Here is a 14,953-nt window from a genome sequence, read left to right as displayed (position 1 = left end):
TTTCGATGCTGCCTAAAGCGGAGAAAAAGCGCAATCGTGCAAGGATCAGTCCTTCGGCGGGCTGAGCAGGAAGTTGCCTTTCATCAGGTCGGGATCATCCGACTCGAGGGTTTGTACCTGGGCTTCATCCTTGAGGTTGACCCCCGACAACTGCCGGCGGCAGGCCTCGCGCATCAAGTACAGCAAGCGGTGAGCGGCCATGCCGTAGCTCAAGCCCTCCAGGCGCACATTGGAGATGCAGTTGCGGTAGGCGTCGGTGAGGCCGACCTTGGGGTTGTAGGTGAAATACAGGCCCAGGCTGTCCGGCGAGCTGAGCCCCGGCCGCTCGCCGATCAGGATCACCACCATTTTCGCCCCCAGCAACTGGCCTACTTCATCCGCCACTGCCACGCGGCCCTGTTCCACCAGAATCACCGGCGACAGCGACCAACCCTCTGCGTGGGTTTGTTCCTCCATGCGTGTAAGAAACGGCAGCGTATGTTTATGCACCGCCAGCGCCGACAAACCGTCGGCCACTACCACCGCCAGGTCCACGCCGCCCGGGTTGGCTTCGGCGTAGTCCCGCAGGGCCTGGGCCGATTCATCACTCAGGCGCCGCCCAAGGTCCGGGCGTTGCAGGTAGCTGTGACGGTCGACGGCGGCGCTGTGCAGCAACAGGCTGTCGCGGCCGCGTTCGGCCAGTTGGCTGCTGAGTCCTACATGGTCAAACGGCAGGTGTACGGCGTCCCGCGCCTGGGCGTGGGCGAACTGGAAATCCAGCTGCGCACCGGTAGGAATGCTGGTGCCGGTACGGCCCAGGGCAATTCGCGCCGGGGTCAGGCGTCGCAGTTCCAGCCACGGGTTGTCCACGTTGTTTTCCGGGGTGTCGATGTGCACAGGCGGTTCCTTCTTCATCCCAGTTGCGCCAAGGCGTGGCGGAATGCCGGTGGCAGGCTGTTGCCGAAGTGCACCTTGCCGTCGGCTTGCGTGAAGATGCCCATTTTCGCCAGCCACTGTTCAAACTCCGGTGCCGGCTTTAACCCCAATGTTTGCCGGGCGTAGAGCGCGTCGTGGAACGAGGTGGTCTGGTAGTTGAGCATGATGTCGTCGGAGCCCGGGATGCCCATGATGAAGTTGATCCCGGCCACGCCCAGCAGCGTGAGCAGTGTGTCCATGTCGTCCTGGTCGGCTTCGGCATGGTTGGTGTAGCAGATGTCGCAGCCCATCGGCACGCCCAGCAGCTTGCCGCAGAAGTGATCTTCGAGGCCGGCCCGGATGATCTGCTTGCCGTTGTACAGGTACTCGGGGCCGATGAAGCCGACCACGGTGTTCACCAAAAACGGTTTGAAGTGCCGGGCTACGGCGTAGGCGCGGGTTTCGCAGGTTTGCTGGTCGACGCCAAAGTGCGCGTTGGCCGACAAGGCGCTGCCCTGGCCGGTTTCGAAATACATCAGGTTTTGCCCGAGGGTGCCGCGATTCAGGCTCAGGCCCGCGTCGTAGCCTTCCTGCAACACGCTCAGGCTGATGCCGAAACTGGCGTTGGCCGCCTCGGTGCCGGCGATCGACTGGAACACCAGGTCCAGCGGCACGCCACGGTTGATGGCTTCGATGGAGGTGGTGACGTGGGTCAGCACGCAGGCCTGGGTCGGAATCTCGTAGCGCTGGATGATCGCGTCGAGCATTTCCAGCATGGCGCAGATCGACGCGATGCTGTCGGTGGCCGGGTTGATGCCGATCATCGCGTCGCCGTTACCGTAGAGCAGGCCGTCGAGAATGCTGGCGGCGATACCCGCCGGTTCATCGGTGGGATGGTTGGGTTGCAGGCGGGTGGACAGGCGCCCGCGCAGGCCCATGGTGCCGCGAAACTGTGTGACGACGCGGATCTTCTGCGCCACCAGTACCAGGTCCTGCACCCGCATGATCTTCGACACGGCGGCGGCCATTTCTGGTGTCAGCCCGGGCGCCAGGGCGCGCAGGCTTTGTTCGTCGGCCGCGTCGCTGAGCAGCCAATCCCGCAGGCCACCGACGGTCAGGTGGCTGACCACGGAAAACGCCTGTTTATCGTGGGTGTCGATAATCAGCCGGGTGACTTCGTCGCTTTCGTACGGGATCAGCACTTCTTCAAGAAAGTGCTTCAGCGGAATATTGGCCAGGGCCATTTGCGCCGCGACCCGCTCACCGTCGTTTTGCGCGGCAACACCGGCGAGGAAATCCCCGGAGCGCGCCGGGCTGGCCTTGGCCATCACGTCCTTGAGGCTGTCGAAGCGGTAGGTCAATGCACCGACCGCGTGGGAAAAGCTTGCCATACAGAGTCTCCTTTTCGGCGCGGGCAGAATGTGAGTAAAGCGCCCGCACCGAGGTTTACGGCGTTTAGTGCAAGGCGGCCTCTGCGGCCTGGATCGCCGCAAATTCTTCTTCCGGCGTGCCTGCTACCAAGTGATGCCGACTGTAGAAAGCAAAGTAAGCAATTAATACTCCATAGATGATCGCGGCGCCAATCACCACGCGCGGATCCACCAGAAAGCCCGCCACAACAGCGATGCAGGCCAGTACCAGAGCGACGCCCGAGGTGAAGATGCCGCCCGGTGTGCGGTAAGGACGGTCCATTTTGGGGCGGCGGATGCGCAAGGTGATGTGTGCGGCCATCATCAGCACGTAGGAAATGGTCGCGCCGAACACGGCCACCAGGATCAGCAAATCACCCTGGCCGGTCAGCGACAGGCCAAACCCGATGATGCCGGGGATCACCAGGGCCAGGACCGGTGCCTTGCTTTTGTTGGTCTGCGACAGCTTGCGCGGCAGGTAGCCGGCGCGGGACAGGGCGAAGATCTGCCGGGAGTAGGCGTAGATGATCGAGAAAAAACTCGCGATCAGCCCGGCCAGGCCCACCAGGTTGACGAAGTGGCTCATCCACGTGGAACCGCCATAGGCTTTGGACAAGGCTTCCACCAGCGGATTGCCCGATGCCATCAGTGCATAGGCGCCAGCACCGCCAGGCGCGATGACCAGGATCAGCAGGGCGAAGCTGGTCAGCACCACAATGGCACCGATCAGGCCGCGGGGCAGGTCACGTTTCGGGTTCTTGGTTTCTTCGGCGGCCAGCGGCACGCCTTCGACCGCCAGGAAGAACCAGATTGCATAGGGAATCGCTGCCCACACGCCGACATACCCGAATGGCAGGAAGGTGCTGGCGCCCTTGGCCCCGGTCACCGGAATATCCAGCAGGTTGGCGACATTGAAGTGCGGCACCATCGCCACCAGGAACACGCCCAGGGCAATGGCCGCGACGGCAGTAATCACAAACATCAGCTTCAGCGCCTCACCCACCCCGAAGATGTGGATGCCGATAAAGATGATGTAGAACGCCAGGTAGATCATCCAGCCGCCAATGCCGAACAGCGACTCGCAATAGGCGCCGATAAACACCGCGATGGCGGCGGGGGCGATGGCGTATTCGATAAGGATCGCGGTGCCGGTGAGGAATCCGCCCCAGGGGCCGAACGCGCTGCGGGCAAAGCCGTAGCCGCCGCCGGCGGTGGGAATCATGGAAGACAATTCGGCCAGGGAGAAACACATGCACAGGTACATGGTGGCCATCAGCAGTGTGGCGAGGAACATGCCGCCCCAGCCGCCCTGGGCCAGGCCGAAGTTCCAGCCGGCGTAGTCGCCGGAGATCACGTAGGCAACCCCGAGACCGACCAGGAGCACCCAGCCGGCAGCGCCTTTTTTCAGTTCCCGTTGTTGGAAGTATTCGTTGCCGACCTTTTCAAAGTCGACGGAAGACCCGGACGCCGGAGCGCCATTCGGTTCGCTAGGCATGATGGAATCCCTTTCTTATTGTTTTATCCCGGCTTACTTAAGTAAGCCGAATGAGTAGCAAGGTCTTGTGAAGATCAAGTGTGGGAGCGGGTTGTGAGTTAGAAGAAGCCCAGCGGATTGATGTCGTAGCTCACCAGCAGGTTTTTGGTCTGCTGATAGTGATCAAGCATCATCTTGTGAGTCTCACGGCCCACACCGGACTTCTTGTAACCACCGAAAGCGGCATGTGCCGGGTACAGGTGATAGCAGTTGGTCCACACACGCCCGGCCTTGATCGCCCGGCCCATGCGGTAGGCGCGGTTGATGTCGCGGGTCCACAAGCCGGCACCCAGGCCGAACTCGGTGTCGTTGGCGATCGCCAGGGCTTCGGCTTCATCCTTGAACGTGGTGATGCTCACCACCGGGCCAAAGATTTCTTCCTGGAACACCCGCATCTTGTTGGTGCCCTTGAGCAGTGTCGGCTGGATGTAATAGCCGGTGGCCAAATCGCCGGTCAGCTTCTCGACCTTGCCGCCGGTCAGCAACTCGGCGCCTTCGCCCTTGGCAATTTCGAGGTACGACAGGATCTTGTCGAACTGCTGCTCGGACGCCTGGGCGCCGACCATGGTGTCGGTGTCCAGCGGGTCGCCACGTTTGATCGACTCGACCTTCTTCATCACCACTTTCATGAAATCGTCGTAGATCGACTCTTCCACCAGCGCGCGGGAAGGGCAGGTGCAGACTTCACCCTGGTTGAAGAACGCCAGCACCAAACCTTCGGCGGCTTTCTCGATGAATTGCGGTTCGGCTTTCATGATGTCGGCGAAGAAGATGTTCGGCGACTTGCCGCCCAGTTCAACGGTGGACGGAATGATGTTCTCGGCGGCCGCATGCATGATGTGCGAGCCCACTGGCGTGGAGCCGGTAAAGGCGATCTTGGCGATGCGCTTGCTGGTGGCCAGGGCTTCGCCGGCTTCTTTGCCGTAGCCGTGCACCACGTTCAGTACGCCCGGCGGCAGCAGGTCGCCGATCAGTTCCATCAGCACGTTGATGCCCAGCGGGGTTTGCTCGGCAGGCTTGAGCACCACGCAGTTACCGGCAGCCAGGGCTGGCGCGAGTTTCCAGGCGGCCATCAGCAGCGGGAAGTTCCACGGGATGATCTGGCCGACCACGCCCAGCGGCTCGTGGAAGTGATAGGCGGCGGTGTGTTCGTTGATTTCGGCGCTGCTGCCTTCCTGGGCGCGGATGCAGCCGGCGAAGTAGCGGAAGTGGTCAGCGGCCAGCGGGATGTCGGCGTTCAGGGTTTCGCGCACGGCCTTGCCGTTGTCCCAGGTTTCGGTGATGGCTAGCAGTTCGAGGTTCTGTTCGATGCGGTCGGCGATTTTCAGCAGCACCAGCGAGCGGTCCTGAGCCGAGGTTTTGCCCCAGGCGTCAGCGGCGGCGTGGGCGGCGTCCAGGGCCTTGTCGATGTCTTTGGCCGTGGAGCGCGGGAATTCGGCGATGGGCTTGCCGTTGACCGGCGAGGTGTTGGTGAAATAGTTGCCATCGACCGGCGCGACAAATTCACCGCCGATGTAGTTGCCGTACTTGGCCTTGAACGAAACGATAGCGCCTTCAGTACCGGGGTGTGCGTAACGCATGGTGGGTATCTCCTGGCTTTTTTGTGTTTATTGGAGGACGCACGGTTGTGCTTGTTAAAGCGTAGAGCAAAGGTCGGGCCAGTGCCTTGCGGGCCCCGTAAATCAAGGGTTTTGAGGTCGTACCAAGCCGTTGCTGTGACAGGCTTGGTACAGCTTGGGTGACAGTTTGTGCCATAAACGGTACAGCCTGTGACCCATGGGTCTGGTCGGGATTGCATTGGTCGGGGCGCTGGAGGATGCTGGGCATTCGCGCGCGGTGGTGTAGCTCACGCAGGGAGAATAATAAAAACATGCAAAACGATCATTTCAGTCGCCATGCCCAGCAAGTCCTGACGGTCACCCGTGGTCAGGACCCGTTGCACGGCCCCGGCAGCGATCCGTCCATCGCCCGCTCCTGGCTGCGTTGCCTGGAGGACTATCACCTCGACCCCGCGCTGACGGTTGCGCCCACGGTGCTCGAACATGGCCGCCTGCTGGAAAGCCGCGAGCGCCTGCAACAAGTGCTGAGCATCGCCGGCAGTGAAATGAACAGCCTGCATCAACAGTTATCCGGCGCCGGCCATGCCGTGCTGCTGACCGATGCCCGTGGGGTGATCCTCAACTGCGTCACCGCCCCAAGCGAGCGCAAGATTTTCGAGCGTGCCGGGCTGTGGCTGGGCGCCGACTGGAGCGAGGCCTGCGAAGGCACCAACGGCATCGGCACCTGCCTGGTGGAGCGCCAGTCCCTGACGATTCATCGCGATGAACACTTCCGTGGCCGGCATACCGGCCTGACCTGCTCGGCCAGCCCGGTGTTCGACCCCCATGGCGAGCTGCTGGCGGTGCTGGATGTGTCCTCGGCCCGGGAGGCGGTGTCGCGCCAGAGCCAATTCCACACCATGGCGCTGGTCAATCTTTCGGCGAAGATGATCGAGAGCTGCTACTTCCTGCGGCATTTCGAGCACCACTGGTTGCTGCGCTTTCATTTGCAGGCCGAGTCTGTGGGGCTGTTCAGCGAAGGGTTGCTGGCGTTCGATGGCGAAGGGCGCATTTGCGCGGTCAACCAGAGTGCGTTGAACCTGCTCGGGCAGATCCGTGGCGGCCTGTTGGGCCAGCCGGTGGAGGCGTTTTTCGATTGCTCCCTGGACGAGTTGCTCGGACGTGCCAGCGCGAATGCCAGCGCCAGTTGGCCGCTGCGTACCCGCGATGGCCGTGGGTTGTTCGCGGTGTTGCGCGGCCAGCCCCGCAGCGTACCGGTGCCAGCTCCACAGCCCTTGCCCGAACGGCCCCGGTTGCCGGGCATTTGCCTGGGCGATGCGGCGCTGCAAAACGATTTCCGCAAGGCGTTGCGTGTGTTCGAACGCGACGTGCCTTTACTGATCAATGGCGAAACCGGCTCCGGTAAGGAGGCGTTTGCCAAGGCGGTGCACCATGCCAGCCTCCGGGCCGATAAAGCCTTTATCGCCCTGAACTGCGCGGCCATCCCGGAAAGCCTGATCGAGAGCGAGCTGTTCGGCTATCGCGGCGGCAGTTTCACCGGCGCCCGCAAGGAAGGCATGCGCGGCAAGCTGCAACAAGCGGATGGTGGTACGTTGTTCCTGGATGAAATCGGCGATATGCCCCTCGCTTTGCAAACGCGCCTGTTAAGGGTTTTGGAAGACCGACTCGTCGTGCCCATCGGCGGCGAGCCGCAAGCGGTGAACGTCAGAATCATCAGCGCCACCCACCGTAATTTGCTGGAGCGGGTAGAGGACGGCAGTTTTCGCGAAGACCTGTACTACCGGCTGAACGGCCTGGAAATCGCCCTGCCGCCGTTGCGTGAGCGCAGCGATAAGTCGCAACTGCTCGACTTTCTGTTGGCTGAGGAGACGGGCGACCAGCCGGTGTTGCTCGACGGCCCTGCGCGTCAGGCACTGTTGGCATTTGCCTGGCCGGGCAATGTGCGGCAGTTGCGCACGGTGCTGCGCACGTTGGCGGCATTGTGCGACGACGGACGGATTGGGCTTGAAGACCTGCCAGCGGTCATTCGCCAGGCACGCCCGCGGCCTGCAGTAGTAGAGGACCGTTCGGATTCGCCCTTGGACGATGCAGAGCGCCTGGCGCTGCTCAGTGCCTTGGAGCAACAGCGCTGGCACATGAGCCATACCGCAGAGCAACTGGGGGTAAGCCGCAACACCTTGTATAGAAAGCTGCGTAAACACGGGATCGCCCGTTAGCTAAAGAGTGCGAATTTTCCCACCCTACGCTAACCTGCCTCGATGTTTTACGAGGTCGACTATGCACATTCATATTCTCGGTATTTGCGGCACGTTCATGGGCTCTATGGCGGTTCTCGCCAAAGAACTGGGCCATCATGTTACTGGCTCCGATGCCAACGTTTACCCTCCCATGAGCACGCAGCTGCAGGCTCAGGGCATTGAGCTGACCCAAGGCTACGACCCGGCGCAGTTCGACCCAGTCCCGGACCTGGTGGTGATCGGCAATGCCATGAGCCGCGGTAACCCGGCGGTCGAGTACGTACTGAATAAAGGTTTGCCTTACGTGTCTGGCCCGCAATGGCTGGCAGACCACGTGTTGCAAGGCCGTTGGGTGCTGGCGGTTGCCGGAACCCACGGCAAGACCACCACCAGCAGCATGCTGGCCTGGGTGCTGGAACACGCGGGCATGAGCCCGGGCTTCCTGATCGGCGGCGTGCCACAGAACTTCTCGGTGTCGGCGCGCCTCGGCGACACCCCGTTCTTTGTCATCGAAGCCGATGAGTACGACAGCGCATTCTTCGACAAGCGCTCCAAGTTCGTTCACTACCGCCCGCGCACGGCGATCCTGAATAACCTGGAGTTCGATCACGCTGACATCTTCCCTGATCTGGCGGCCATCGAGCGGCAGTTCCATCACTTGGTGCGCACTATCCCAAGCGAAGGCCTGGTGATTCACCCGACTACCGAGCCGGCCTTGCAGCGCGTGATCGAGATGGGCTGCTGGACCCCGGTACAAACCACCGGCGCGGCCGGCCAATGGCAGGTCAAACTGCTGAGTGAAGACGGCTCAAAATTTGAAGTGCTGTTCGAAGGCGTCGCCCAAGGCATCGTCGATTGGGACATGACAGGCCAACACAACGTCGCCAACGCCTTGGTTACCCTGGCGGCTGCGCGGCATGTCGGGGTGGTGCCATCCATGGGCATCGCTGCCTTGAGCGCATTCAAAAGCGTCAAGCGCCGTATGGAAAAGGTCGCCGAAGTGAATGGGATTACCATCTACGACGACTTTGCCCACCACCCGACGGCCATCGCCACCACCCTGGATGGCCTGCGCAAACGCGTGGGTGGCGCCCAGGTCATTGCGATTATCGAACCACGCTCCAACTCCATGAAGCTGGGCGCCCACCGTGATGGTTTGCCGGAAAGCGTGAACGATGCAGACCATGCTGTGTGGTATGCACCGGCCAACCTCGGCTGGGACTTGCCCGCCATCGCCGCGCTGTGCACGGTGCCGTCGATTTGCTGCGACTCACTGGAAGGCATCATTGAGCACGTGAAACACCAGGCCAAGCCCGGCACTCACGTGGTGATCATGAGCAACGGCGGCTTCGGCGGCCTGCACGGCAAACTCGCCGAGGCCCTGAAATGAGCGGCCCGGAACGCGTCACCCTGGCGATGACCGGCGCATCGGGCGCGCCCTATGGCTTGCGCCTGCTGGATTGCCTGGTGCGCGAAGACCGCGAGGTGCACTTCCTGATCTCCAAGGCGGCGCAACTGGTACTGGCCACCGAGACCGATGTCGCGTTGCCGCCCAAGGTGCAGATGATGCAGGCCTTCCTCACCGAGTACACCGGTGCGGCGGCGGGGCAGATCAAGGTCTATGGCAAGGAAGACTGGATGTCGCCGGTGGCTTCGGGCTCCGGCGCGCCGGCCGCGATGGTGGTGGTGCCGTGTTCCACCGGGACCCTGTCGGCGATTGCCACGGGGGCCTGCAACAACCTGATCGAGCGGGCAGCGGATGTGACCTTGAAGGAGCGCCGACAGTTGATTCTGGTACCGCGCGAGGCGCCGTATTCGAGCATCCATCTGGAACACATGCTCAAGCTATCAAACATGGGCGTGACCATCCTGCCGGCGTCGCCGGGCTTTTATCACCAGCCGCAAACCATCGATGACCTGGTGGATTTTGTGGTGGCGCGGATTCTCAACCTGCTGAACATTCCCCAGGACATGCTGCCGCGCTGGGGCGAGCACCATTTGAGCAGTGATGAATAAACTATTGATGGTGTTGCTGGCGGCTCAGCTGACGGGGTGCGCGACTGCGCGCACGCTGGACGCGGCACAACCCGGGGCGCCGGTGGTGTATGCCGGGACGCGTCTGGATTTGTATGCGATTCAAGGTGGGTGTTGCGCAATGGACCGCTTTGGGGCCGAGGCGCCGAGCTATCCCCATGTCGACCTGCCGGCCAGCGCGTTGCTCGATACGTTGCTGTTGCCGTTGTCGGTGCTGACGGTGTTGGGGGTTGGGTTTAACGCGACGGGCGGCCTGTAGTACAAAATATCAGGAACACCCTATACCTAATGTGGGAGCGGGCTTGCTCGCGAATGCACAGTGTCAGTCAATACATCAGTGACTGATCTACCGCATTCGCGAGCAAGCCCGCTCCCACATTTGGATGGTGTACGCCCTGGAATACGGGTTACTTGCCGAGCTTGCGCAACTCATCCGACTCCACAACCCGCACCCCGTCCTGCTCTTCCAGCGCCAGCCGCCACATCGCGCGTGCCAGTTCGCACACTTCAATGCCGTGGTACTTGCCCGGAATCAGTCGCGACAATGGCCCGGCCAGTTGCTCGGCCAAGCGTGGCTCCAACCGCTCACCCAGCAACAGCGAAGGTCGGACGATGGTCAACTGCGGCCAATCCTGAGCCTTCAGCGCCTGTTCCATTTCGCCCTTGACCCGGTTGTAGAAGATCGAGGATTTCGGATCGGCGCCGATCGCGCTGATCACGATCAGGTGCCGTGCGCCCAGCTCCCGTGCGCGCTTGGCGAAGGCTACGACCATGTCCAGGTCGACGGCGCGGAAGGCTGCTTCGGACCCGGCCTGTTTGATGGTGGTGCCCAGGCAGCAGAAGGCGATGTCCACCTGGCCGCTCAGTTGCGGCAAGAACACCGCCGGGTCGCCCACCGGGTTTTCCAGGTGTGGATGCTCGGCCAACGGCTTGCGGCTGGGTGCCAGCACGCGGGTCACTGTCGGCTCGTTGAGCAGGCGGTCCAGCAGGTGTTCCCCGGTCAGGCCGGAGGCTCCGGCGAGCAATATATGCTGAGGCGTCAGGTACATGATGTTTCCCCCTAGATACAGATTCAGCTTAGTTGCTCTTAGCTTCCTTGCTATTCATTGAGACGCTTTCCAACGCTTTTCGTGCCTGCTGTTTTCGTAATAATTGCCAATGGGCAATCACGCCTTTGGGGGCCCAGATCTGCGGCTCGGAGGCTTCGAAGTTGTCCGCCTGTTCGCGTTCGGCCACGTGGGTTTGCGCCAGTTTGAAGGCTTGCTGCAAGTCGTCGGTCTGGTTGAAGGCCTGGGCGAAGAGGGCGTCGCCGAAGTAGGTGAAGTCGGCTTCTTCGGAGCAGCCGAACGACACGCGGTCGGCCCGTGAGGCGGTCATGATCAGGGTGTGTTCGTCTTTCAGCGCCGGGATGAACCCGCCGGAGTAGCAGGCCGAAATCACGATGATCTTGTCGCGGTTCTTCAGCGGTTCCAGCACGGCGGCCAACTCATCGGCCGGCAGGTCGGCCAACTCCATGCGTGGCTGGTCGAGCACCAGTTCGTGTTCGTGGGTGCCGTGGCTGGTCAGGTAGATGAACACCAGGTCTTCCGGGCCACTGCGTTCGGCCAGGGTCTGGACCGAGCGGCGCAGGCTTTCGCGAGTGGCCATGGGGCGGTCGGCAATATGGTCGCGGTGGTTCACCAGGCGGATCTGGCCGTAGGCGCCGAAGCGGGTGGCGAGCATGTTGCTGACGTAGTCGGCTTCACGCAGGAACACGCTCTGCTTGCCGTCGCCGGCCACCACCAGGGTGTACAGCTCCACCGCCTTGGTGGAGGCTGGCACGGCGGCGAGGGCAGCATCGAGCAAACGGCCCTGGGCCAGCAGGCCGGTTTCCAACGGGTCGGGTAATAACTTGCCGTCGGCGTCGCGCACGCGCATGCCGTTGACCCAGGTGCCGGCCTGTACGGTGCCATCGGTGAGCACCAGGGTTCCACGCCCTTGATAGCTGTCGCTGTCAAAGCCGCCGATATAGAAGCTGCCGTCGGTGAGGTTCAGGCGGCCTGGGCCGGTGAAGCGCCAGTCAACGAATTGACCGACATAGTGGCTGCCGTCGACGCCGATCAGTTCGCCCTTGCCGCTGAGGGCGCCTTCCTTGAACTCGCCGATCCATACGTCGCCGTCGGCGTTCTCATAACGTCCCTTGCCGTTGAGCTGGTTCTGTTTGAAGTGGCCGATGTACATGTCGCCTTCGGCACTGTTGAAGGTGCCGTTGCCCTCCAACTGGCCATCGACGAAGCGGCCGCTGAACTGGTTGCCGCTGTCGTCGTTACGCTGGCCTTCGCCGTTGGGCTTGCCGTGGGCGAACTGGCCCTGGTACTGGCTGCCGTCGGCCAGCTCGAGGCGGCCGAGGCCGGAATACTGGTCGTCCTTGAATTCGCCGCGATAGGTCATCTGCCCTTCTTTGAGGGTGCCTTCGCCGTTGCGTTTGCCTTGCTTGAACCCGCCGACGTAGCTGTTGCCCGCAGTGGTCAGGCTGCCCTGGCCGTCGAACAGGCCTTGCTGGAACTGGCCTTTATAGACTTCGCCATTGCTGCCATGCCACTCACCCTGGCCGTGCCATTGGCCTTTATCAAACTGGCCGGCGTACCAGCTGCCGTTGGGGTAATCCACTCGGCCCTGGCCTTGCAGCAAGCCATTGACCACATCGCCACGGTAACGACCGCCATCGGGCAGCCGCGCATCGGGCGGCAACAGCGATTCGCCGTCGCCGCACGCGGTGAGCAACAGGACAAGAGCAAGGGGGGCGAGTGGGCGCATAGCGGGATCCGGATAATTGAGCGCCGAGTATGCCGCAGCTGCGAGATCTATACATAAATTTACATGAATTGTGGTGAGCGGTCGGGCCCACCACAGCCAGGCTCAGACGAAGCAGAGTGACAACGACTCGGCTATATACGCGGGTTTTTCCTGGCCATCGATTTCCAGGGTGCAGGTAGCCTTAAGCAGCCATTGCCCAGGCTTTTTCTCGGTGGCGTCGGTCAGGGTCACGGCCAGGCGCACCTTGGAGTCCACCTTCACCGGCTGGATGAAGCGCACGCTGTCCAGGCCATAGTTGACGGCCATTTTCAGGCCTTCTGGCATGATCAGGATGTCTTCGATCAGCTTGGGTATCAGCGACAGCGACAGGAAACCGTGGGCGATGGTGCCGCCGAACGGCGTCTGGGCGGCTTTCACCGGGTCGACGTGGATGAACTGAAAATCGCCGGTGGCTTCCGCGAACAGGTTGATGCGCTCCTGGTCGATGGTGAGCCATGCGGAACGTCCCAGTTCCTTGCCGACATAATCCTTGAGTTGCTCTACGGGTACTGAGGGCATTGCGACTCTCCTTGGTTCATCATGTTGTGTTTTTGGACAGGTCCAGAGAACCAATGTAGATCATCACGGGCACTTGGCCCGGTCAACCCACCATGCTTTTGGCGAATGCCGCTCCATAGAGGCAGCGTGCTTATAATGCCGACACGCTTTTGGGGGGAAGAACGGATGCTGTTACGCGGTCTGACATGGCTGGTGCTGTTTCAATTGCTCGGCACGGCGATCAATCATTTGTTTGTCCCGGTGTTGCCGGGGCCGATTATTGGCCTGCTGCTGATGCTGGCATTTCTGGTGTGGCGCGGCGAAGTCGGTGAACCCCTGAGCCTGGCCGCCAGCAGCCTGCTGCGCTACCTGCCGTTGCTGCTGGTGCCGCCGGCGGTAGGCGTGATGGTGTATGCCAAGGATATCGCCGCCGACTTTTGGGCCATCGTCGGCGCGTTAGTGTTGTCGCTGGTGATCGCCATGGGTTTTGTCGGCGTGTTGATGCAGCAGATGGTCAAGCGCAAGGAGAAGGACCAATGATCTTCGACTGGCACGGCGCGTGGTGGTCGGTCATTCATCACCCGCTGTTCGGCATCGGCATCACCCTCGGCGCCTATCAGCTGGTGCTGGCGGGCTTCGAGAAAACCCGCTGGATTTTCCTGCAGCCGGTGCTGGTGTCGATGCTGCTGGTGATCGGCGTGTTGCTCAGCTGCGGCCTGACCTACGTCGAGTACCGCAAAAGCACCGAGATCATGAGCATCCTGCTGGGCCCGGCAACGGTAGCCCTGGCGGTGCCGCTTTACCTGAATCTGCGACGGATTCGCCAATTGTTCTGGCCGATTTTTACTACGCTGGTAGTGGGAGGCGTATTGGCCACCGGTCTGTGCGTGCTGTTGGGCTGGTGGTTTGGTGCCGAACACATGATGCTGATGACCATGGCGCCCAAGTCCGTGACCTCACCGATTGCGATGCTGGTGGCCGAGCAGATCGGTGGCGTGGCGGCATTGGCGGCGGTGTTTGTGCTGATCACCGGGGTGATCGGCGCGATGATCGGGCCGGCGTATTTGTCGCGCCTGGGCGTGCACAGCCCCGAGGCGCGCGGCATGGCGCTGGGCATGACCGCCCACGCGGTGGGTACCTCGGTGGCTTTGCAGGAAAGCGAAGAGACCGGCGCCTTTGCGGCGCTGGCCATGAGTTTGATGGGCGTGGCCACGGCGGTGTTCTTGCCGTTGGCCGTGTCGCTGGTTATTTAAGTCGGGTTTAAGGAAACCTTTTATGAGTCTGGCGCTTTTCCCGCTCAATACCGTGCTGTTTCCCGGGTGCACCCTCGACCTGCAATTGTTCGAGGTGCGTTACCTGGACATGATCAGCCGCTGCATGAAAAAGGGCGAAAGCTTTGGCGTGGTGTGCATCCTCGACGGCAAGGAAGTCGGGCTGGCGCCGGATGGCTACGCGTTGATTGGCTGCGAAGCGCTGATTCGCGACTTCAAGCAGCAGGACAATGGCCTGCTGGGGATTCGGGTCGAGGGCGGTCGGCGTTTCCGCGTACGTGACGCCGGTGTGCAGAAGGACCAACTGCTGGTGGCTGAGGTGCAGTGGCTGGACGAACACCCCGAGCAGCCGTTGGAAGAGGAAGACGCCGACTTGCTCGCGCTGCTCCATGCCCTGGCTGAGCACCCGATGGTCGCCTCCCTGGACATGGGGACCCATGCCGATGGCCAGCAGGCCTTGGGCAATCAGCTGGCGTATCTGCTGCCCTTTACCGAGGCCGACAAGATCGACCTGCTGCAACTCGATGACCCGCAACAGCGTCTGGACGCGATCCAGCTGTTGCTGGATGAATTGCAGGGCGAGCTGTTCACCTGACCCGCGAGTGCCACTCGGATTTATCCTTCCCTGTCTTCAGATTTTCCGTCGTTGCCCTGATCTCGTTGCCTGAAATAGTTGGCAATC

14 protein-coding genes are annotated in these 14,953 nt (G+C 61.8%); 7 read left to right on the top strand and 7 right to left on the bottom strand.

Features of this window, described 5'->3' with window-relative positions; all coding sequences use genetic code 11:
• Positions 1 to 45: 45 nt before the first annotated feature.
• The 4 genes from eutC to exaC form a co-directional block, all read right to left on the bottom strand.
• The gene (eutC, locus tag SNL23_RS15795; RefSeq protein ID WP_076014105.1) at positions 46 to 894 is read right to left on the bottom strand and encodes an ethanolamine ammonia-lyase subunit EutC; all 849 of its coding nucleotides are present in this window, start codon (positions 892 to 894) and stop codon (positions 46 to 48) included.
• Positions 891 to 2,285, bottom strand: a complete 1,395-nt coding sequence (locus SNL23_RS15790; RefSeq protein WP_003219393.1) for an ethanolamine ammonia-lyase subunit EutB — start codon at positions 2,283 to 2,285, stop codon at positions 891 to 893. The genes eutC and SNL23_RS15790 overlap by 4 nt, the downstream gene beginning before the upstream one ends.
• Positions 2,286 to 2,349: 64 nt before the next feature.
• Positions 2,350 to 3,798 carry an ethanolamine permease gene (gene eat / locus SNL23_RS15785; RefSeq protein WP_318302708.1) on the bottom strand — a complete coding sequence of 483 codons (1,449 nt, stop codon included), beginning with the start codon at positions 3,796 to 3,798 and terminating at the stop codon, positions 2,350 to 2,352.
• A gap of 98 nt (positions 3,799 to 3,896) precedes the next feature.
• On the bottom strand, positions 3,897 to 5,417 hold the full coding sequence (exaC, locus tag SNL23_RS15780) for an acetaldehyde dehydrogenase ExaC (protein ID WP_003219398.1): 1,521 nt from the start codon (positions 5,415 to 5,417) through the stop codon (positions 3,897 to 3,899).
• Between the two features lie 290 nt (positions 5,418 to 5,707).
• Between exaC and SNL23_RS15775 the strand changes: the two genes are divergently transcribed.
• The 4 genes from SNL23_RS15775 to SNL23_RS15760 all read left to right on the top strand — a co-directional run bounded on the left by SNL23_RS15775 (position 5,708) and on the right by SNL23_RS15760 (position 9,926).
• On the top strand, positions 5,708 to 7,612 hold the full coding sequence (locus tag SNL23_RS15775) for a sigma-54-dependent Fis family transcriptional regulator (protein WP_318302707.1): 1,905 nt from the start codon (positions 5,708 to 5,710) through the stop codon (positions 7,610 to 7,612).
• Between the two features lie 61 nt (positions 7,613 to 7,673).
• Complete coding sequence (mpl, locus tag SNL23_RS15770) at positions 7,674 to 9,023, top strand: UDP-N-acetylmuramate:L-alanyl-gamma-D-glutamyl-meso-diaminopimelate ligase (RefSeq protein ID WP_318302706.1); 1,350 nt, start codon at positions 7,674 to 7,676, stop codon at positions 9,021 to 9,023.
• The gene (gene ubiX, locus SNL23_RS15765; protein ID WP_003219402.1) at positions 9,020 to 9,649 is read left to right on the top strand and encodes a flavin prenyltransferase UbiX; all 630 of its coding nucleotides are present in this window, start codon (positions 9,020 to 9,022) and stop codon (positions 9,647 to 9,649) included. Before mpl ends, ubiX begins: the two co-directional genes overlap by 4 nt.
• Positions 9,642 to 9,926 (top strand): YceK/YidQ family lipoprotein, encoded by a 285-nt coding sequence (locus SNL23_RS15760; RefSeq protein ID WP_076014101.1) that lies wholly within the window; start codon positions 9,642 to 9,644, stop codon positions 9,924 to 9,926. The genes ubiX and SNL23_RS15760 overlap by 8 nt, the downstream gene beginning before the upstream one ends.
• Before the next feature lie 148 nt (positions 9,927 to 10,074).
• Here SNL23_RS15760 and SNL23_RS15755 read toward each other — a convergent pair whose 3' ends face one another.
• From SNL23_RS15755 to SNL23_RS15745, 3 genes are all read right to left on the bottom strand, one after another.
• The gene (locus SNL23_RS15755; RefSeq protein ID WP_167665191.1) at positions 10,075 to 10,716 is read right to left on the bottom strand and encodes an oxidoreductase; all 642 of its coding nucleotides are present in this window, start codon (positions 10,714 to 10,716) and stop codon (positions 10,075 to 10,077) included.
• 28 nt (positions 10,717 to 10,744) lie between these two features.
• Positions 10,745 to 12,463, bottom strand: a complete 1,719-nt coding sequence (locus tag SNL23_RS15750; protein WP_076014099.1) for a C13 family peptidase — start codon at positions 12,461 to 12,463, stop codon at positions 10,745 to 10,747.
• A 102-nt stretch (positions 12,464 to 12,565) separates the two neighbouring features.
• Entirely contained in the window at positions 12,566 to 13,021 is a 456-nt protein-coding gene (locus SNL23_RS15745; protein ID WP_076014098.1) for a MaoC family dehydratase, read from the bottom strand.
• A 165-nt stretch (positions 13,022 to 13,186) separates the two neighbouring features.
• Between SNL23_RS15745 and SNL23_RS15740 the strand changes: the two genes are divergently transcribed.
• The 3 genes from SNL23_RS15740 to SNL23_RS15730 are packed head-to-tail and all read left to right on the top strand — an operon-like array spanning position 13,187 to position 14,866.
• Entirely contained in the window at positions 13,187 to 13,540 is a 354-nt protein-coding gene (locus tag SNL23_RS15740) for a CidA/LrgA family protein (protein ID WP_017476261.1), read from the top strand.
• A complete protein-coding gene (locus SNL23_RS15735) occupies positions 13,537 to 14,253 on the top strand; it encodes an LrgB family protein (RefSeq protein WP_318302705.1) in 717 nt (238 codons plus the stop codon). Before SNL23_RS15740 ends, SNL23_RS15735 begins: the two co-directional genes overlap by 4 nt.
• A 22-nt stretch (positions 14,254 to 14,275) precedes the next feature.
• Positions 14,276 to 14,866 (top strand): LON peptidase substrate-binding domain-containing protein, encoded by a 591-nt coding sequence (locus SNL23_RS15730; protein ID WP_076014096.1) that lies wholly within the window; start codon positions 14,276 to 14,278, stop codon positions 14,864 to 14,866.
• Positions 14,867 to 14,953: the final 87 nt, after the last annotated feature.

The organism is Pseudomonas sp. SED1, assembly GCF_034044025.1.
Taxonomy (GTDB): domain Bacteria; phylum Pseudomonadota; class Gammaproteobacteria; order Pseudomonadales; family Pseudomonadaceae; genus Aquipseudomonas.
Note: the sequence above shows the minus strand (reverse complement) of the source record. Positions and strands in the feature narration are given on the sequence as shown.